20 protein-coding genes are annotated in these 17,805 nt (G+C 51.0%); 9 read left to right on the top strand and 11 right to left on the bottom strand.

Translation table 11 applies throughout. The features are described 5' to 3' along the window. Positions 1-1,109: 1,109 nt before the first annotated feature. Entirely contained in the window at positions 1,110-2,330 is a 1,221-nt protein-coding gene (locus tag B5G37_RS11390; protein ID WP_002584949.1) for an MFS transporter, read from the top strand. A gap of 80 nt (positions 2,331-2,410) precedes the next feature. On the opposite strand, the gene B5G37_RS11385 is transcribed toward B5G37_RS11390, so the two are convergent. Then, entirely contained in the window at positions 2,411-3,211 is an 801-nt protein-coding gene (locus tag B5G37_RS11385; protein WP_002575858.1) for a helix-turn-helix transcriptional regulator, read from the bottom strand. Positions 3,212-3,289: 78 nt separating this feature from the next. Next, positions 3,290-3,553, bottom strand: coding sequence for a hypothetical protein (locus tag B5G37_RS11380; RefSeq protein ID WP_002575859.1), 264 nt, complete (start codon positions 3,551-3,553; stop codon positions 3,290-3,292). A 228-nt stretch (positions 3,554-3,781) separates the two neighbouring features. Between B5G37_RS11380 and B5G37_RS11375 the strand changes: the two genes are divergently transcribed. The 6 genes from B5G37_RS11375 (at position 3,782) to B5G37_RS15585 (ending at position 8,662) form a co-directional block, all read left to right on the top strand. Further along, complete coding sequence (locus tag B5G37_RS11375) at positions 3,782-4,195, top strand: cysteine-rich VLP domain-containing protein (protein WP_002575860.1); 414 nt, start codon at positions 3,782-3,784, stop codon at positions 4,193-4,195. 111 nt (positions 4,196-4,306) lie between these two features. Further along, complete coding sequence (locus B5G37_RS11370; protein WP_002575861.1) at positions 4,307-4,702, top strand: replication initiator protein A; 396 nt, start codon at positions 4,307-4,309, stop codon at positions 4,700-4,702. A 173-nt stretch (positions 4,703-4,875) separates the two neighbouring features. After that, entirely contained in the window at positions 4,876-5,820 is a 945-nt protein-coding gene (gene mobV, locus B5G37_RS11360) for a MobV family relaxase (RefSeq protein ID WP_002575862.1), read from the top strand. Continuing rightward, positions 5,804-6,016 (top strand): hypothetical protein, encoded by a 213-nt coding sequence (locus tag B5G37_RS11355; RefSeq protein WP_002584948.1) that lies wholly within the window; start codon positions 5,804-5,806, stop codon positions 6,014-6,016. Before mobV ends, B5G37_RS11355 begins: the two co-directional genes overlap by 17 nt. A gap of 94 nt (positions 6,017-6,110) precedes the next feature. Further along, positions 6,111-7,622: a recombinase family protein gene (locus B5G37_RS11350; protein ID WP_002575864.1), complete on the top strand. Its 1,512-nt coding sequence runs from the start codon at positions 6,111-6,113 to the stop codon at positions 7,620-7,622. Further along, positions 7,610-8,662 carry a hypothetical protein gene (locus B5G37_RS15585; RefSeq protein ID WP_204217920.1) on the top strand — a complete coding sequence of 351 codons (1,053 nt, stop codon included), beginning with the start codon at positions 7,610-7,612 and terminating at the stop codon, positions 8,660-8,662. The genes B5G37_RS11350 and B5G37_RS15585 overlap by 13 nt, the downstream gene beginning before the upstream one ends. A gap of 262 nt (positions 8,663-8,924) precedes the next feature. Here B5G37_RS15585 and B5G37_RS11340 read toward each other — a convergent pair whose 3' ends face one another. From B5G37_RS11340 to B5G37_RS11330, 3 genes are read right to left on the bottom strand one after another with little or no spacing between them, the layout of a single operon-like run. Next, positions 8,925-10,508 (bottom strand): site-specific integrase, encoded by a 1,584-nt coding sequence (locus B5G37_RS11340; RefSeq protein ID WP_087257583.1) that lies wholly within the window; start codon positions 10,506-10,508, stop codon positions 8,925-8,927. Positions 10,509-10,512: 4 nt separating this feature from the next. Continuing rightward, positions 10,513-11,670, bottom strand: coding sequence for a site-specific integrase (locus B5G37_RS11335; RefSeq protein ID WP_087257581.1), 1,158 nt, complete (start codon positions 11,668-11,670; stop codon positions 10,513-10,515). Positions 11,671-11,674: 4 nt separating this feature from the next. Beyond that, on the bottom strand, positions 11,675-11,986 hold the full coding sequence (locus B5G37_RS11330; RefSeq protein ID WP_087257579.1) for a hypothetical protein: 312 nt from the start codon (positions 11,984-11,986) through the stop codon (positions 11,675-11,677). 202 nt (positions 11,987-12,188) lie between these two features. On the opposite strand from B5G37_RS11330, the gene B5G37_RS11325 reads away from it, so the two are divergent. Then, positions 12,189-12,854: a metallophosphoesterase gene (locus B5G37_RS11325; protein WP_087257577.1), complete on the top strand. Its 666-nt coding sequence runs from the start codon at positions 12,189-12,191 to the stop codon at positions 12,852-12,854. Positions 12,855-12,961: 107 nt separating this feature from the next. Here the strand turns inward: B5G37_RS11325 and B5G37_RS11320 are convergent, their stop codons facing one another. Beyond that, entirely contained in the window at positions 12,962-13,282 is a 321-nt protein-coding gene (locus tag B5G37_RS11320; RefSeq protein WP_087257575.1) for a type II toxin-antitoxin system RelE/ParE family toxin, read from the bottom strand. Further along, complete coding sequence (locus B5G37_RS11315) at positions 13,279-13,581, bottom strand: type II toxin-antitoxin system RelB/DinJ family antitoxin (protein WP_087257573.1); 303 nt, start codon at positions 13,579-13,581, stop codon at positions 13,279-13,281. The genes B5G37_RS11320 and B5G37_RS11315 overlap by 4 nt, the downstream gene beginning before the upstream one ends. A 192-nt stretch (positions 13,582-13,773) precedes the next feature. Here B5G37_RS11315 and B5G37_RS15240 point away from each other — a divergent pair, with 192 nt between their 5' ends. After that, positions 13,774-13,938, top strand: coding sequence for a hypothetical protein (locus B5G37_RS15240; protein WP_158099410.1), 165 nt, complete (start codon positions 13,774-13,776; stop codon positions 13,936-13,938). A 34-nt stretch (positions 13,939-13,972) separates the two neighbouring features. Here the strand turns inward: B5G37_RS15240 and mobP3 are convergent, their stop codons facing one another. The 4 genes from mobP3 to B5G37_RS11290 all read right to left on the bottom strand — a co-directional run bounded on the left by mobP3 (position 13,973) and on the right by B5G37_RS11290 (position 17,369). Continuing rightward, positions 13,973-15,934, bottom strand: a complete 1,962-nt coding sequence (mobP3, locus tag B5G37_RS11310) for a MobP3 family relaxase (protein WP_087257571.1) — start codon at positions 15,932-15,934, stop codon at positions 13,973-13,975. Beyond that, positions 15,922-16,341: a hypothetical protein gene (locus tag B5G37_RS11305; RefSeq protein WP_087257569.1), complete on the bottom strand. Its 420-nt coding sequence runs from the start codon at positions 16,339-16,341 to the stop codon at positions 15,922-15,924. Before B5G37_RS11305 ends, mobP3 begins: the two co-directional genes overlap by 13 nt. A 405-nt stretch (positions 16,342-16,746) precedes the next feature. Continuing rightward, positions 16,747-17,163: a helix-turn-helix domain-containing protein gene (locus B5G37_RS11295; RefSeq protein WP_087257565.1), complete on the bottom strand. Its 417-nt coding sequence runs from the start codon at positions 17,161-17,163 to the stop codon at positions 16,747-16,749. Then, positions 17,160-17,369 carry a helix-turn-helix domain-containing protein gene (locus tag B5G37_RS11290; RefSeq protein ID WP_087257563.1) on the bottom strand — a complete coding sequence of 70 codons (210 nt, stop codon included), beginning with the start codon at positions 17,367-17,369 and terminating at the stop codon, positions 17,160-17,162. Before B5G37_RS11290 ends, B5G37_RS11295 begins: the two co-directional genes overlap by 4 nt. Positions 17,370-17,805: the final 436 nt, after the last annotated feature.

Genomic DNA, 17,805 nt, shown 5'->3' with positions numbered 1-17,805 from the left:
TTAGCATATATGGGAATGGGAGTATTCCACCGTCCTATACCTCATCCCTGTAACTTATCCACCGTATCAGTTCATTATAAAAATCTTAGATTTTTGTCTTGACAACTGAGCCACTATATATGCTCCCGGCTGGGTGCATAGCACCTGTTTGTTGCGGGGGTTTCCAAAGGGGGCAGCGCCCCATTTGGCACACGACTTTGCGGAGCAAAGTGTAGTGTGTTATACGCTCTGTCGGCGTTGCCCTGAAAATACCGTTGCCGCCGGGGAGGGCAAGGGCATTTGACGCGGCAGGAAAGCAGGGCTTTGTTTGGGGCTGGTAAGCCGGAAACAAAGGGCTGATTTCAGCAGCAGACAGGGCGTATTATGAAAGCCCCCGTCCCTCGTCCTCCGCCCCCGGCCTATGGGACAAAAAGTCCCAAAGCTCTGGACACCGTGACCAGATGTGTGGCCACACTCCGGGAAAAGTAGCAGGACGGCAGGAAACCGTCAAGGCTGAAATGAATGGGCTGACGCCCGGCCTTGACCGTTCCCCGCCGCCCCGCTGGATGGGTGGACAAGGTGGCCAATCCCTAAAAGTGTTTGGCCGCACTCGTTCATTTTGGGGCCTTTCTTCTCCCAAAATTGAAATGGGCGGGAAAGCCCTAAAATGGCTTTCCCGCCTTGATTACCCATTAGCAAAGACGGGCGAGACTGTCAACGGCGGCGCTGAAAGCGCCGTTCATCTTGACCGTTGACTGGCTCGCCTGGCTTTGCTACTGCCCGTAAGAGATGGAAAAACAAGATGGAAAACAAGGTTAAAAATGGTTGACAAGTCTATCGGATGTGTGTTATACTGTGCGACAGTTTGAGATTGGAAGGAGGCTTACGTGTGTTAATTTGTGTACGCTAATAAGCAATAAAAAGTAGAAGTACCTTTCCACATGATGGTGGGCTTTTTTTGCGTGCGTATGCAAAGGAACACGTAGGTTTGACACGAGCAGTCTTTGAACTGTATCGTGGTGTTTTTTCGTGCTTTGTTGTTATGCAGGCGTCTGCCCTCTCTGTGGGACAACGCCTGCTTTTTATTGCAGAAACAAAGGAACAATGCAATAAAAAAGGAGGTTCGCATTATGACCCAAAACAACAATTCATGGAGAAAAACTTATTTTACACTTCTTGCCGGACAAGCAATATCCTTTATTAGCAGCGGTATTTTGCAAATGGCCATTATCTTTTATTTGGTTGCGAAAACTAATTCTGCAATCATATTGACGGCGGCAACACTGATTGGATTTTTGCCGCAAGCCTGTTTAGGCCCGTTTGCAGGTGCTTTTGTTGACCGGCACAGCCGTAAAAGCGTAATGATTGGTGCGGATTTGATAATTGCCGCCGCTGGCGGTATTCTGGCGCTGGTGGCGTTTTACATGGAATTGCCCGTATGGTCTATTATGGTTGTCCTGTTAATCCGAAGTGCGGGAACTGCTTTTCATTCTCCAGCATTCAGCGCAGCAACACCTATGATTGTGCCAAAAGAGGAACTTACAAAATGCGCTGGTTACACGCAGACCATGCAAGCAGTAAGTGCGATTATCAGTCCAGCTGCCGCAGCGTTTTTATATGCTGTTTGGCCTCTTAATGCAATTATATTGTTAGATATTGTGGGTGCAATCCTTGCCTGTGTGACTGTTGCGATTTCGTCCATACCAACGCCTGAACTATGTCCAGAAACGAAAAGACAACAGTTTTTACAGGATATGAAAGAGGGGTATGTGGTATTAAAGCAAAACAGGGGCCTCTTTGCTCTGCTCTGGATTGGTGTAATTTATATGTTCTTTTATATGCCAATCAGTACGCTTTTTCCTCTCATCTGTATGTCATACTTCAAAGGAACACCGGCCCATGCCTCTGCCGCTGAAATTGCTTTTGCGGTTGGTATGCTGCTTGGCGGAGTCATTCTGAGCATTTGGGGCGGTTTTAAGAAACGGCGGTACACCATCGGTCTTTCCGTTCTCCTGATGGGCGTTAGCAATATGCTCTCCGGGCTTTTGCCGCCAGACGCATTTCTTGTCTTTGTTGTGTGCTGTACTGTTATGGGAATTTCCGCTCCATTTTACGGTGTGCAAAATGCGATTTTTCAAGAAACGGTCAAACCAGAATATCTGGGGAGAGTTTTTTCTCTACTGACAAGCGCCGCTTCCCTCGCCATGCCGTTTGGCCTTGTCATTTCCGGGCCTCTGGCGGAGCGGCTGGGAGTTGAGAAATGGTTTGTCATTTGCGGAATTGGCATTATCATCGTTGCGCTTGCCGTATTTTTACTACCCGGTTTGAGAGAGATTGACAATACGCAATAATCAACTGCACCTTTTTCTATTACTAAACAAAATGCCTGGATGGTGGTTCTGAAAAACCAGAACCGCCGTTCAGGCATTTTTTATCTTCGTCCTCTCTGCGGTTTTGGATTCTTCAGCAAGTCGGATTTTTCCGCAATCTTTTTCAGCCACTTCCGTTCTTCTACTGACAGCTTCCTAAAATTCAGCTTGAGCCGTTTGCAGATAAACGCCAAGTACGCTTGTTCCGTGTCGCTGTCCTGGCTGACGATTTCACCAGCAGTTTCCAGCATTTCTTTTAGCGGGTTATCCTCTGGGACGCTGAAAAAATCGTCCTTGTGTGTTTCCCGCAGAGCAAGGGCAATCCCGTTTATGTCCCGTTGTATCACATAGCGGCAAAACTCGTCCTCATCAATATGGGCGGTGATAAGCTGTCTTAACTGCGTATCACTCATGCCAGGATTATGCTTTTTTATAACAGTTGCGCTCATCGTGTCCACTATGGCGTTTGCACCCTGCGCCTGTTTCAGTGCCGTTCCGTTCACATAGATTTCAAGGTCAGCCATCAGCCGGGGGAAATCCGGGTGCGCCGCCAGCTCACACAGCAGGGTATTGTCTATCCTCCCGCTTTTCAGCAGGTCAATCATTTCATCACTCAAACGCAGGTCTGCAAGATCGGCGTTTGGGTGATTTTTCATTTCAGACAGCCCCAGCAGATAATCAGCGGTCACACCGTAAAACTTCGCCAGCCGGATAAGGGCATAGTGGCTGATGTCCTTGAAGTCTTCCGTTTCGTAACTGCCCAGCGCAGACTTGGAAAGCCCGGTCTGCTCCGCAAGCTGCCCCAGCGTCAAGCCACGCTCCACACGTAGGTCTTTTAATCGCTCTTGTATGGATAAAGACATATTCACCCTCCTTGCTAGCTCAACGAAAGAGAAGCCGTTATGCTATGTACTATGCTCATAGCATAACGGCATAGGCATTTACAGTTTTATTTTACCATTTGCTACATCTTCACGAAATTTATCAACAAGCTTCGCTGTCAGCTTGGATTTACCGTAGTGTTCAAGTACAAAAGTACGATAACTTTTTCCATCTACAAGCACATCACTTTTTCTGGTCAACAACCAATTTCCGTTACCTCCTCCCTGTTCTCTAATATTCCAGTCTTTCCCATATCTTTTATAGATTTCATCTTTTTTACCTTGAACAGACATTGATTCGCTTGGAATATAAACAATTTGCATAATAGCTCCTCCTTTATTTTGTGCAAGAAGACCAGAAACCTGAATTTGTCTTTTATCTTTTTTTGATTATATCACAAATCCGAGAGCGTGGAAATAGGGAGTTTTTCAGGCTGATTTCCTACCTCTTGGATATACGGCACAGGCGGTCAAAAAGGTGTAGACTTGGGATAGTTCATCGATGGACAAGCACCTTGGAAACAGAACACGCCAAAGAAAACGGAGGGACGCATGAGCAAAAGACCCTATCAACACCTGCCGCCGCTGGAACACAGGCCGGACGGCTCCCCCTACCGCATAACCCCGCCCCAGAAGAGACGAGCCAGCGGCCTGATACGCCGGGAGTGCTGCAACTGCGAGGACGGAAACTGCCTTGCGCTGGACGATGGCGACACCTGCGCCTGTCCGCAGATGATTTCGTTCTCCGTCTGCTGCAAGTGGTTCCGCTGGGCGGTCTTGCCGCTGGACAGGACGCTGGAAGCGGAGATTTACCGGGACAGGGACTTGAAACGCTGTGCGGAGTGCGGCGGTGTGTTCGTCCCGAAGTCCAACCGGGGCAAATACTGCCCGGACTGCGCCGCCAGAGTTCACAGGCGGCAGAAAACAGAAAGTGAACGGAAAAGGAGGTCTGCTGTGGACAGTTAAGAGCGGGAAAAGCCTTGATTTGCAAGGCTCCGCAAGCCCTCAACCGGGGCGGCTGGTATCATTTATCATTCGCCCCGGAAAACGGGCCTCTAACCGTCCACAAAACACGCTATGACAAACACGATTTATATTCACCAGCCGGAAAAGGCGTTCAGTTTCACCCGGCTCCCCAATTTCCTTTTTGAAGCACCCACATTCCAGCCCTTGAGCAACGAAGCGAAGGTGCTGTATGCCTTTGTCCTGCGCCGGGCGGAGTTGTCCCGGAAGAACGGCTGGGCGGACGAGTACGGGCGGGTCTACCTGTACTACCCCATCTGCGAGGTGGTCGCTTTGCTCCGCTGCGGGCGGCAGAAAGCGGTCAACACCCTGCGGGAGTTGCAGTATGCGGGGCTGGTGGAAATCCAGAAACAGGGCTGTGGAAAACCCAACCGCATTTACCCGAAATCCTATGAAGCGGTTCCAAACACCGACTTCAAGAAATCCGGTTATGGTACGCCGGAGGGCTGAAAACCGTACTTGGCGAGTACGAAAATCAATCCTCTTGAAGTACGGAAATCTGACGGTATATAGAAATACAGAGATTAAAACCATCTATTTACATTCATTCCATTCCAATCCTATCAGAGATATTTTCGGCGGGAAAACCCGCCGGAAAGGAATGGAATGGGGAAAGGAGTTCAATGGCACAACACGCAATTTTGCGATTTGAGAAGCACAAGGGCCACCCGGCGGGGCCGCTGGAAGCCCACCATGAACGGAAAAAGGAGCAGTACGCCAGCAACCCGGACATTGACACCAGCCGGAGCAAGTACAATTTCCACATCGTCAAGCCGGATGGCCGCTACTACCATTTCATTCAGAGCCGCATCGAGCAGGCCAGATGCCGCACCCGCAAGGACAGCACTCGGTTTGTGGACACGCTGATTACCGCCAGCCCGGAGTTTTTCAAGGGCAAGTCCCCAAAGGAGATAGCGGCCTACTTCCAGAGGGCGGCGGACTTCCTCATTGACCGGGTGGGCCGGGAGAACATCGTTTCGGCTATGGTACACATGGATGAAAAAACGCCCCATCTGCACTTGGTCTTTGTGCCGCTGACAAAGGACAACCGCCTGTGCGCCAAAGAAATTATCGGCAACCGGGCCAATCTGACGAAGTGGCAGGACGATTTTCACGCCTGTATGGTGGAGCAGTACCCCGACCTGGAGCGTGGGGAAAGCGCCAGCAAGACGGGCCGGAAGCATATCCCCACCCGGCTGTTCAAACAGGCGGTCAACCTCTCCAAACAGGCGAGGGCCATTGAAGCGGTTCTCTCCGGCATTACCCCGCTGAACGCCGGAAAGAAGAAAGAGGAAGCCCTCTCCATGCTGAAAAAGTGGTTTCCGCAGATGGAGAACTTCTCCGGGCAACTGAAAAAATACAAGGTCACAATCAATGACTTGTTAGCGGAAAATGAAAAGCTGGAAGTCAGGGCAAAGGCCAGCGAAAAAGGCAAGATGAATGACACGATGGAACGGGCGAAGTTAAAAAGCGAACTGGACGATATGCGGCGGCTGGTTGACCGTATCCCGCCGGAGATTTTAGCGGAACTGAAACGGCAACAGCGGCAGCATGGAAAGGAAAGGTGATCTTATAAGTAATATCAGATACAAAAAGGAAATCGAAATCGTGACTTTTCAGGGAAAGGAAATCACACTGGAAAATCTCTCCCCGGTGTTCACGCCGGAACAGGAAGCAGCCAAACGCCGGGAACTGGAACAGCAGCTTTATGAGGTGTTCCGCAAGTACGCCGACAAGCGGGAGAGTGAGGAAGCCGGGACATAAGGTTTTCCAAACCCATCATTGATTTGCGGGGCTGCTGGCGGTATAATAGAACTGTCAGCAGCTCCGTTTCTTTTTTAAGAAAAGGAGCGACAATATGAACAATCGGATAGACGCAATCTATGCAAGACAATCGGTAGACAAAAAGGACAGCATTTCCATTGAAAGCCAGATTGAATTTTGCAAATACGAGTTGAAAGGCGGTAACTGCAAGGAATACACAGACAAAGGGTACAGCGGCAAGAACACAGACCGTCCGAAGTTTCAAGAACTGGTGCGGGACATCAAGCGGGGCTTGATTGCAAAGGTCGTGGTTTACAAGCTCGACCGTATCAGCCGTTCCATTCTGGACTTTGCCAACATGATGGAGCTGTTCCAGCAGTACAATGTGGAGTTTGTGTCCTCTACGGAAAAGTTTGATACCTCCACGCCGATGGGACGGGCCATGCTGAATATCTGTATCGTGTTCGCCCAGCTTGAACGGGAAACGATACAGAAGCGGGTAACGGACGCTTACTACTCCCGCAGTCAGCGGGGCTTTAAGATGGGCGGGAAAGCCCCTTACGGCTTCCATACGGAGCCTATCAAGATGGACGGTATCAACACAAAGAAGCTGGTGGTAAACCCGGAGGAAGCGGCCAATATCCGGCTGATGTTTGAGATGTACGCCCAGCCCACAACTTCCTACGGGGACATTACCCGGTACTTTGCCGAACAGGGGATTTTGTTCCATGGCAAAGAGCTGATACGCCCCACGCTGGCGCAGATGTTACGCAATCCTGTCTATGTGCAGGCAGACCTTGATGTGTACGAATTTTTCAAAAGTCAAGGTACAGTCATTGTCAATGACGTTGCCGATTTTACGGGCATGAACGGCTGCTATCTGTATCAAGGGCGAGATGTAAAGGCCAGCAAGAAAAACGACTTAAAAGACCAAATGCTGGTACTGGCTCCCCATGAGGGTATCGTCCCCTCCGACACCTGGCTGACCTGCCGCAAGAAGCTGATGAACAACATGAAAATCCAGTCTGCCCGGAAAGCCACCCACACATGGCTGGCAGGAAAAATCAAGTGCGGGAATTGCGGGTATGCTCTTATGAGTATCTACAATCCCTCCGGCAAACAGTATCTCCGCTGCACGAAACGGCTGGACAATAAAAGCTGTCCTGGCTGTGGGAAAATCATCACTTCGGAACTGGAAGCGGTTGTTTATCAGCAGATGGTAAAGAAGCTGGCAAGCTACAAGACGCTGACAGGAAAAAAGAAAGCGGCAAAGGCAAACCCGAAAATCACCGCCCTGCAAGTGGAACTTGCCCATGTAGACAGCGAGATTGAAAAGCTGGTGGACAGTCTGACGGGGGCAAACAATGTCCTGTTCTCCTATGTGAATGTGAAGATAGCGGAACTGGACGGGCGCAAGCAGGAACTTCTGGCAAGGATAGCGGAGTTGACTGTGGAGGCCATCAGCCCGGAACAGGTCAGCCAGATTTCCGGCTACCTCGATACCTGGGAGAATGTATCTTTTGATGACAAGCGGCGTGTGGTGGATTTGATGATCACCACCATAGCCGCCACAAGCGACAGCTTGAACATCACATGGAAAATCTGACTGGCGGCACCCCTCCCGTCAGATACCTACCCTGTGTAGTCCCTTGTAAACTGTACTTTTCCAATGACGAAACTCCTTGGTATAACGCAAATGATTTCTTACTTGCTATTCGTGAGAATATAAAGCAAGGTAAATATGTAGTTGCTGACTACGTGATACCGTCAGTTTATCTTAAAAGTATGTCAGATCTATACGCTGATATGAAATATGATGATGTTGTTAATTTGGCTCGTACATCGTTAGAGCATGTCGACAATACAGACGGAAGAATAATTTATGAAACCCGATACCTACTGTGCTCCGCTTTAGCAAAACTAAAAAGTGGTGATTTTTTAACCGAAGTTAGAGCCCTTGATTATGACGATCGGACATTTTTATTGGCATTTTATTATCGGCAAATTGGAAAAAATGATAGGGCGCTAAAATATTTGAATGAATTACTTGATAAGCGTGGTGATATGTCAAAAGCAAAACGTGAAAAAGTGCTAGTATTAAAAAATTTACAACAATTTGAAGAAGCGACTGTTCTAGCCAAAGAAAATTACTATTTGTATTCTGATAATCCGTATCATATACAAGCATATTTTGACTGCTTAATTAACACTTATTACAAAGAACCAAAAGACGAGTTATTGTATGAATTGCTTGAAAAACTAGCCAGAATACAAAGTGAAAAAGCTCAAAGTATGTATGCAAGATGCAATTCCCTGTATACCGCATATGTTGGACAAGATTTTGATGGCGCCTTAACACAAATTACCCAAGCATGTATGGATTTCCCACGAGATAAAAAGTATGCACTTGTCGTTAAATTTGATATAGCGCAATTTTTCAACAGAATTGATATTATGGAAGAAACTATCAAGGAATTAGAAACTGAAGGCTCAAATAATAATACTGTTGTTATCTGCAAAAGCAAATTACTTGCAAAGCAAAATAAAGTCGATGATGCCATTCGTTTTTTTTCTACAAATATCCATTACTTCACGGAGGAATCTAAACAAAACTTTTGTGAGAAACTTCAGGCTAGAACTATCTAGTAATTTGCAAAGGATCTTCGAAAACAAAATGGCAAGCACCACTTCAGCCCCCCCGCTCTTGTTGCTGACGAACCATTGATATGCCTTAATCTTTCCAAGCCCTATGATTACACTCCGAGCAAAAAGGCAGGCGCGCCGTAAGATGTGCCTGCTTTTTTGCTACCTGTGCAACTGCCAGAACCTTATCACCTCATCTCCAGCTATTGGCCAAAAATCAGGAGAGGTGTGCTTTGATATTGCACAGCCTCCCCTGTTTCTCTCGTCATACATGCTTCCGAATCTCCGCCCTGACTTCATCGTAGTACCGCTGCACCGTGGGGCGGCTCACATGTAGTTCTCTAGCAATCTTGGCCTTATTGGTCACACCAGGGTGCTCCCGCAGATAGTCCGCAATGGCCTTTTTCTTTGGGTTCACGTCATCCGGGTAGTCCGTACTCTCCCCGGAGCGGAGCGCTGCAATCTCCGCATTCGTCCCCCGGATTAACTCTGCCAGCTTCTCCTCGCACTTCTCTTGGGTGGGGGCGTAGACATTTCGGGGGCGTTTTTTGCCGTCGGGCCACACAGGAGAGTATCTGCCCTCCCAGAGATGGTCGTTGATCTGACTGACACTTCCAGTTCCCGGCCTGCGCCGAGTGGGCTGGACAGGGGTGAACACTTCCCTCTTTGGCTCTTCATGCTCCTCCTCTGGGAGCGGCTGCACCTCTGCCTTAGCAATCCCCTGGTCGATGTTCAGCGCCGCCTTGCGCCGCATCTCGTCGGTGATGTGGGTATAGGTATTCAACGTCGTCTCCGAGGAAACATGGCCGATGATGGTAGACAGGGTCTTCACATCCATTCCATTCTCCAGGGACAGGGTCGCGAAGGTATGGCGCAAATCGTGGAATCTCACCTTCTTGCACCCTGCCCGTTTCAGAATTGCCTGTAGTCGCTTCCGGACATAGCCAGGATCAATGGGCTGATCCGGTTTGGTGCGAGACGGGAACATCAATTCAGAGAAGACACCTTTTTTATATTCCGCCAGCAGTTCCACCATGGCAGTGGGGAGAATGATGGTGCGATTGGCCGCCTTGGTCTTGGGCTCACTGATGACCAACTTTCCACCCACAGGACAGACCTGCTTGTCAATGCGCAGTTTTCCGGTGGCAAAGTCCAGGTCATCCCATCGGAGGGCCAGCAGCTCTCCCCTGCGCATTCCGGTAGTCAATTCCAGCAGGAACAGCTCGTACATTCCCTCTGCCTTGGCCTGGATGAGGAAGCGCTGTATCTCCTCTTGGGAGAGAATTTTCATCTCCTTACCCTTCAGAGGCGGGAGTTTACAGCCCACCGCCGGGTTGGTGTGGATCAGCTTCTCTTCCACCGCCTTCTCCAGGGCCATCTGGCAGACTGCGTGGCAGTTGCGCACCGTTCGGTCTGCCACACCGGCACCGTGGTGCTCCACGTTGGCCTTACGTCCGCTCTCCTTCATCCGCCGGAAGAACTGCTGGAGATCCGCCTGGGTCAGCTGGTTGAGGGGGATGTCCCCCACCCCCGGATTCAAGTGGTGGATGATGCAGTATTCATATCCCTGCTGGGTGGTCGGGCGAAGTTTCGGCTTTGCGTGGTTCTGATACCAGTAGTCCATCCAGTCCCGGAAGAGCATGTCCGATTGCACCTGAATGGGCCGGACCACGCCACACTGGCTTTTCAGCTCCCTGAGCTTTTCCACGCACTCCTTTTTGGTCTTGGCCAGCACGTTTTTTGTCTTGGGGTTGCCCTCCTCATCGTAGCCCACCACCACCCGGCCCTCCCAACGTCCATCTTTTCTCAGGCGGACGGTGCCCTCCCCTTTCTTTCGTTTCCCAGCCATACGCTCACCTCACCATCATGGCTTCCATGAACCCACCCACAATCTCGCTGGCTCGCCTCTGCATATCCCCGGTCACATGGGTGTAGGTATCCAGGGTGAAGGAGGCCTGGGTATGGCCCAGAATACCCGAGAGTGTCTTGGCATCCACGCCGCTGGCCAGGGCATGGGTGGCGAAGGTGTGCCGCAGATCGTGGAAGCGAATATCAGGCAGGCCAGTCTTTTGCAGCAGCTTCTTCAGTCGGCTGTATGCAGCGTTGGGACTGGTGGGCTGCTCGGGTCGGAGTGGATTGGGGAAGATCCACTGGGAGTAGGATGTTTTCTTGCGCTGGGCCAGAAGCTGGACGGTGCTGGGCGGCAAGGTGATGGTTCGCTTCCCTGTTCCCGTCTTGGGTTCTCCTGCAATCATCCCTCCTCCCTTTTGCCTGTGTATTGTCCGGTGAACAGAGAGCGTTCCGTGCTTCTCATCGAAGTCGCTCCACATAAGCCCACAGAGTTCACCTCGCCGCAAGCCAGTGGTCAGTTCTGTGTAGAAGAAGTCGTGCCAGATAGAATCCTCTCGAATTACCTTCATGAATTTCTCCAGCTGGGCATCATTGAGAATCTGCTTGGGGGCCGTTTTCTTCTTCGGTAAGGTGATGCCTTCGGTGGGGTTCCTGGGAATGAGGTTTTCCCGCACCGCAGCGTCCATAGCCTCATGGAAGACCCCGTGGATGCGTCTGATGGTGCCACCAGACAGTTTGTGCCCATGCTCCGGGTGGCACTCCTGCCGTCCGTTTCTCTGTAATTCCCGGTATAGCTTCCGAACATCGTCGGCGGTGATCTTCCCCACTGGCTTATTCCCCAGATAGGGTTTGATGTTGCGGTTGATGTACCCCCGGTAGCCCTCCAGAGTGGAGGGACGCACCGATGGTGCGGCGTACTCCTCCAGCCAGCGGTCCAGCCATTGGCTCAGGGGCATTTTGCTTTCCTCGGTGAGGTCCACCCCCTGGTATTCCTCCATGCTCTGATGTAGCTTTTTCAGCAGTTCTTTCTGAGTCTTGGCCGACACATAGCGGAAGATGGGACTGCCGTTGTTCTTATGACCGATGACGATGCGTCCCTCCCAGCAGCCATCCTTCCGTCTGCGAACCATGCCATCCCCAGATGGTCTGCGCTTTCCCATGTTTTCATCCCTCCTTTCTCATTTCCATGTGACGACAGCTGTGCTCTGCTACCTCTCGTTCGAATGGGTACAGACCATCTGCCTCCAGTTCTTTTGCGATTTCCCAGGCCACTTTGAATCCTGCGGTGAAGCTGGCCTGGGAAATCTCTTCTCGCAATAGGGTTTGGGCATCTACCAGGTCCATGAGCCTGCGTCGCTGTAGTTTGTCCAGGCAATCCCGCACTTCCTGGCGGGCAGTTTCAATCTCGTCCTCCAGTTCCGTGACATCCGGCTTCCGGAAGAACTGCTGGTATAGAGCCTTCATGTAATCGTTCATAGGATGTCGCCTCCTTATCAGCGACACACAATACCACAGAGCAGAGACAATAGCCATTCCAAACCCAACAAGTTATCAGATTGTTATCATTTGTCCGGGCTTTTTTGTTTTATGTGGCGCAACTCCTGAGCACCATCTTGTATCTGTCCAGTCCTTATGGTAAGATGCGATTATTCTATTCCCACCGAAGGGGGCGAGACGGATGATTTACTGTATGTCGGATCTTCACGGAGAGCTGGATTTCTTTCAGGAGATGTTGGAGCAGATTCATTTCTCCGATACAGATCATTTATATATTCTTGGCGATGTGATCGACCGGGGCACCGGCGGCGTAGACATCCTGGAGCAGATCATGGATGCTCCCAATATAACCATGCTCCTGGGCAACCACGAGCAGATGTGTCTGAGCACCCTGGGCCCATGCAATGAAGTCGGCGCCCGGGATCTGTGGCGGTACAACGGTGGAGCAACCACCTACCGGGAACTGCTCTACCACCGTACACCCCAGCAGCGAAACCGCATTCTTCGTTTTCTTTCTGGCCTGCCAGATCATCTGGAACTCACCGTAAACGGTCAGAAGTTCCATCTAGTCCACGGCTGCCCCGGTGAGGATCCCGACACCCGCATTTGGGGCCGGGTGGAGCCGGACAGCACAAGCCCCTACCCGGACACCGTCTGCATCGTCGGCCACACGCCCACAGTATTTCTCACTAACAAAACGGACGAGGATTATTCCATCTGGCATGGGGATGGGATCATCGACATTGATTGCGGGTGTGGCCACTTGAACGTTATGAATCGTCATCTGGCTTGCCTGCGTTTGGACGATATGGCTGAGTTCTATGTTGGCGGAACAATTCCATCTTGAGTTTGATCAGGCCTCCCTCGCTGTGGGAGGCCTTTGACTATGTCCGCTCTTCAGGCATAAGAAAAAGAGCCGATCTCTCGACTCTTTCTCAAAAAACATTTCATTGATTACATTTCTTGAAGCAACGCATCAACATCCCGCCCACCATACATGACACGGAGTACTGTAACACGCTTCTCCTGATGGTCTGGAATATAGAACACCAGATAGTGATCCACCGGCATCACACGTAAATTGCGGTTGCGCCAAGGCTCCCGATCATAGAGTCGAAATCGTTCTGGCATCTGGTTCAGATTGAGGATATGCCGTTCCAGTCGCCCCAACTGATTGTTTGCATTCTGCACTGACTGAAGATCTACCGCAATATATCGGTATATCTCCCGCAGATCACGTTTCGCCTCCGGAGTCAACGTCACCTCATAACTCATATATCCAGCTCTCCTCGCAGTTCATCAAACACCTGCTTAGCTGAAATCGTTTGCCCAGCCTTCATCTGGGCATAACCCTTTTCAAGCGCTGCGTCAAGCTCCTGGACAGTCATGCGGCTGATATCCACCGGATGCTCTGGAAGCTTGACTTCAAAGGGTAGACCCCGTTGGAGGATGACTTGTTTGTAAAACATAGTAATAGCATTAGATGCCGGGATTCCCAGGGCACTCAAAATTGCTTCCGCCTGTTCCTTGACCTCCGGCTCGATGCGTGCATAGAGATTTGCCGATTTCGCCATATCCAAAACTCCTTTCAGAATAGTATACTCCTCTTCCATCTCATCATACACGATTGTGCGCACAAAAGCAATGCAATTTAACACCACTCATAAGGCAACTTATATCTAGGGCACAAGTGCCATGCTTCGCAACTACAGCCTACTCATGCTATACTGTTGCCATAAACTTTTGTGCAGAGGAGGCATGTCCCAATGTCTTACTCTTGGGAAGACCATACCTCCCCCGCAGAACCTTCTTTGAAGACCGAGGCCATAGATCGCCTGATGTCCGAAGTTCAGAAAGGCTGGAACTCAGTTGAGAAAAGCGGTTGGTATTCTGAGGCAGATGCTTATCACCTGCTTGGCATTGAATTGTAAGGCTCTCTGCAGTGATCGCAGAGAGCCTTCTGCGTTATTGCATGCTCATACCCCAACTCTGCTGCTCCTCCTCATGATCGTCCGGCTTATGGCCCAGGGCGATCTTCTTTGCCCTGAGCTTCTGCAGCCGTTTCCGGTCGATGTGTGGCCCGCCGGATGTTGAAGCAGCTGGAGTGTTGTCCCGGAAGATGTTGCCCATATGGTGGAGAAGTCGGGTGGTGGAGAGCATCAGCTGGGGTGAGGCTATCCACCCCTGATCCATGCGCTCCACAAAGAACTCAGCATAGACATGCCCCCGTTCTGCTGCAGCCTGAAACCACTGATAGGCAGCCTCCTCATCCTGCTCTACCCCATTTCCCATGAGGCACAGCTTACCCAGGAGGTACTGCGCCCAGGGATTGTCCCCTTGGGCCGCCTGACGGAAATACTCTGCCGCCTTTTCTGTATTCTTGAACACATATCTGCCGCTGAGATACTCCTTGCCCAGAGTATAGGCAGCGTAGTCGTTTCCGTTTTGAGCAGATGCTTTTAACCATCGGATGCCCTGGTCTGGATCATGCACCAGGGGATCATCAGAGAGAAGCAGTTTCCCCAGGGCGTATTGAGCCGCTGGCACATTCTGTGACGCCGCCTGTTCCATCCAGTACTGGGCTCTCTCCGTGTCCGGAATTACCAGGCCACCGTCCCGGTATAGTAGCCCCATCAGATATTGGGCATAGGCATCACCGTCTTGGGCCAGACGTTTCATTTGCACTGCCGCATCCACTCGTTCTTCCCGTGTCTGCTCCTCATTTTCGATGATGGATCGAAGGACATAGCAGTCCCAGGGGAGTTCCTGATCTGCTACCCAACCACCTCGATCCTCCATGCCACGATCCTCAAAGGAGATTCGGTTGAGCCGGATGCGCTCGGCCTCCTTGATGACGGCGTTTTTGATGGCACGGAACTCCTTCTGTTGAGACAGAGGTGGGCGCTGTTGTTCCTGGCCGGAGTAGAATCGATTGATCTGACATTGGAGTTCCCACCACGTTTGATAGCACCGATGAACCACGGGCAGGCGCTCCGTTTGATTGACGATCTCATCCACCAGCTTTTTCAGAGGCTTGGACAGATAGCCGTAGGACTTCTTGCCCTTTACGCCGTCCAACTGCTGGGCCAGCTCTTCCATGAGCTGTTCCATGTCTGGATGTTCGCAAATTCCCTGTGCCATTTGACGGGACATCTCTAGCATCACCTTCCGGGCTTCCTGTACCAGCTCATCTCTGCTGGCAGACTTTTGCTGGTAGAGGTGGTACATCTCCTGCTTGAAGATTTGATTGGTGAGGGTGGATTTGATCTGTTTGATCCCGTCCTTGGATAGATACGCCTGTCCCGGTTTCACTGACCAGGCCATCATATGCACATGAGGGTGTTCCCCCTCGTCGTGGAAGGCGGCGTACCATCTAAAATCCTGGGGTGGGATTTTCATAGCGGTTGCAATCTCATTTCGATGGGTACGCAGCAGGGATCGCCACGCCTGGGCATTATTGTAGCCCAGGCGTGTTGCGTCCTCCCGACGCAGAGAGATGATGTGTGTCCATACGTTTCCGGTGTAGTGTTCCAATTCAGCCATAGCCTTGTCCAGATCCACACCTTCCTCGTCCCCGAACAGTCCGTGGTCGCCCAGACGCTGGGCACGAGGACGAGTGGCGATGTACTTGGCGTAGCCCTCGGAGGAGCTGACCTTGGACCAGTTCTCCTCAAGAGCCAGAGTGATGAGAGCTGAGGCATTGGCCTTGGTGGGATGCTGTGCGTAGTCCTCGTACTCCAGCAGCTCTTTCATTCCTGGGAAGTCTTTGGACAGTTTTGTAATCAGCTGCTCTTGTTTCCGAGTGGGTGGACGGTCATCGGGTAGGATCTCCACCCGTTCTCGTGTGGCAATGTACTTCATGTAACCAGCTGCACCTTGACTGTCATTGCACTTGATGTACGGGCTTTTGACAATCAGTCTTGCCACTCGTCATCACTCCCGTTGGCGTCTCGCACCTTCTCCTCCAGTCGCAGCCGACCGTTGGTGCGCTTTACGTTAGCAACGCTCTCGGCACGCTGTTGCTTCAGATATTCTTCCCCCAGCTGAACGCAGTCCACCAGAGTACTCAGCCCCATGTCCAGCTCCACTGCCTGTTTGAAAAGCAGAGAGGAGATACGGTTCTCCAGTTGATCCAGTCTGCCGTCCAGGTAGGATTGAACCGAGGTGGGGAGAAATAGTCCGGCGTTGTTGGCGCTGAGATAGTCCAGGTAAAAGTCGATGGCGTTTTCAATGAAGGCGGTGAGACTTCGGCTTCCGTCCTCTGGATACCGCCGCTCCAGGAGGGCTTTTTTCTCTGGCGTAAGGTATAGGGGAAATTTTTCTTTTTTGCTCATATTCCTTCCTTTCGGGGTATTGACCCCAGTATTTTTGTTGTGGGAGTAAGGGTTTCGGGATAAGGACCGCAGAATTTCCGCTCCTTTCTGGATTTGACCCCATGTTTCAACCTGCGCAAACCCCCGTCACTGCCCGCACTGCGGGCAGTTGTGGCTGGCCGGATGACCCCCGGCCTTTATCCTGCTTTTCGTCGTCGCAAGCTCCATATCTCTCATTTCCGCCCCAAAGGGCGAAAACTCGCTCATTCCACTGCTCCTCCTCTCCCCACCGAACCCGCTTGCGCTGGGCTTCGGCGGGGTCCCCATTTGGTCCTCCGCAGAGTCCTCGAAATCGGCCCAAATTCGCTCAAAATTCCCCATGTGGGGCAGGGGCTTCCCCTGTGCCGCAACCGGGCACACAGCCTCTCACAGCGGGGTCCACAAGGCTCCTTGGGCCTGCTGCTCCTGGAGCTTCTGCACCCGAATCCGCTCCGTTTCCCGCCCCAGCTCCACCAGCTTCTGCTGGTAGTGCTGATCAATCACTTCCAGTGGAGGCATTACTGTGTACAACAAATTTCCGTTTCGGGTCACACCCTTCCTGGTTGTGACCTTGGTAGGTTCCGTGGTGATCATCCCACGCTCCACCAACATCTGCACATACTTACTCACCGTGTTCTCACTCATACACACGGCACTTCCGATGTTCTTATAGCTGGGCCAGCACTGGTGTGTTTTCTGGTCTTCGCATCGGCGGAGATAGCTGTACACTGATAGCTCACCTGAGCACAGCCCTAAGACAAAGATGTCATTGGGCAAAGAGAAAAAGTTTCCCTGGTACTTCATCTTCCACCTCCCGTGCGTTCCATCACCCACTGGATGAACTGTTCCTTGGGTACCACCATGCGATTGCCGATGCGCAGCACGGGGAAGTCCGGCTCATGCATCAACTCATAAGTACTGGATGGTGAGACACCTAATGTTTTTGCCACCGTCTCAGAGTTCAAAAACAGCGGCAGTTCTTCATAATTTTGATAGATAGATTTTTTCACTGATACCTCCGTTTTCATTTGCATTCAGAGAACAGATTTTTCTTGCATTTCGGAGGTCTCTCTGATAAACTACACACAGATCGGGCTGTGTTCTCCGTAACGCAGCTGGCCGTTGAACTGTTGCAGCAGTTCAGCGGTCTTTTTTTATGCACTTACCTTTGGGCCATACACCATACTCGTTCCTGCCCTGCTTAACCTACACGGCGTTTGCTTCCCCTTGGCACGCTCTACTGCTTTTCCTATAACAGTGTCATGGCGGTACTTCCCCGGCGAGTATCATCTCTGGTGGTGGGTGTTCAGTTTTCAAGGTGCAGCAGAGAGAATTTTCATTGACAGATCATCTCTCTGGTGTTAGACTTATCTTAATTTATTTTAGACAGTCCATCACTTGACCATGGTAACACACCCCCCATATCCGTGTCAAGTCTATCGAATC

The organism is Pseudoflavonifractor sp. An85 (assembly GCF_002161235.1).
Lineage (GTDB): Bacteria > Bacillota > Clostridia > Oscillospirales > Oscillospiraceae > Enterenecus.
The sequence above is the reverse complement of the archived record's forward strand: the minus strand, read 5'-3'. Positions and strand labels throughout refer to the sequence as shown.

What these genes read in the sequence shown, in the direction of transcription:
- B5G37_RS11375 (WP_002575860.1), top strand. Translation starts at nt 3,782, where the DNA reads ATGAGCAAAAGACCCTATCAACACCTGCCGCCGCTGGAACACAGGCCG.
- mobV (WP_002575862.1), top strand. Translation starts at nt 4,876, where the DNA reads ATGGCACAACACGCAATTTTGCGATTTGAGAAGCACAAGGGCCACCCG.
- B5G37_RS15585 (WP_204217920.1), top strand. Translation starts at nt 7,610, where the DNA reads ATGGAAAATCTGACTGGCGGCACCCCTCCCGTCAGATACCTACCCTGT.
- B5G37_RS11370 (WP_002575861.1), top strand. Translation starts at nt 4,307, where the DNA reads ATGACAAACACGATTTATATTCACCAGCCGGAAAAGGCGTTCAGTTTC.
- B5G37_RS11335 (WP_087257581.1), bottom strand. Translation starts at nt 11,670, where the DNA reads ATGGGAAAGCGCAGACCATCTGGGGATGGCATGGTTCGCAGACGGAAG.
- B5G37_RS11350 (WP_002575864.1), top strand. Translation starts at nt 6,111, where the DNA reads ATGAACAATCGGATAGACGCAATCTATGCAAGACAATCGGTAGACAAA.
- B5G37_RS11385 (WP_002575858.1), bottom strand. Translation starts at nt 3,211, where the DNA reads ATGTCTTTATCCATACAAGAGCGATTAAAAGACCTACGTGTGGAGCGT.
- B5G37_RS11295 (WP_087257565.1), bottom strand. Translation starts at nt 17,163, where the DNA reads ATGAAGTACCAGGGAAACTTTTTCTCTTTGCCCAATGACATCTTTGTC.
- B5G37_RS11305 (WP_087257569.1), bottom strand. Translation starts at nt 16,341, where the DNA reads ATGAGCAAAAAAGAAAAATTTCCCCTATACCTTACGCCAGAGAAAAAA.
- B5G37_RS11320 (WP_087257575.1), bottom strand. Translation starts at nt 13,282, where the DNA reads ATGAGTTATGAGGTGACGTTGACTCCGGAGGCGAAACGTGATCTGCGG.
- B5G37_RS11340 (WP_087257583.1), bottom strand. Translation starts at nt 10,508, where the DNA reads ATGGCTGGGAAACGAAAGAAAGGGGAGGGCACCGTCCGCCTGAGAAAA.
- B5G37_RS11315 (WP_087257573.1), bottom strand. Translation starts at nt 13,581, where the DNA reads ATGGCGAAATCGGCAAATCTCTATGCACGCATCGAGCCGGAGGTCAAG.
- B5G37_RS15240 (WP_158099410.1), top strand. Translation starts at nt 13,774, where the DNA reads ATGTCTTACTCTTGGGAAGACCATACCTCCCCCGCAGAACCTTCTTTG.
- B5G37_RS11330 (WP_087257579.1), bottom strand. Translation starts at nt 11,986, where the DNA reads ATGAACGATTACATGAAGGCTCTATACCAGCAGTTCTTCCGGAAGCCG.
- B5G37_RS11390 (WP_002584949.1), top strand. Translation starts at nt 1,110, where the DNA reads ATGACCCAAAACAACAATTCATGGAGAAAAACTTATTTTACACTTCTT.
- B5G37_RS11355 (WP_002584948.1), top strand. Translation starts at nt 5,804, where the DNA reads ATGGAAAGGAAAGGTGATCTTATAAGTAATATCAGATACAAAAAGGAA.
- B5G37_RS11325 (WP_087257577.1), top strand. Translation starts at nt 12,189, where the DNA reads ATGATTTACTGTATGTCGGATCTTCACGGAGAGCTGGATTTCTTTCAG.
- B5G37_RS11380 (WP_002575859.1), bottom strand. Translation starts at nt 3,553, where the DNA reads ATGCAAATTGTTTATATTCCAAGCGAATCAATGTCTGTTCAAGGTAAA.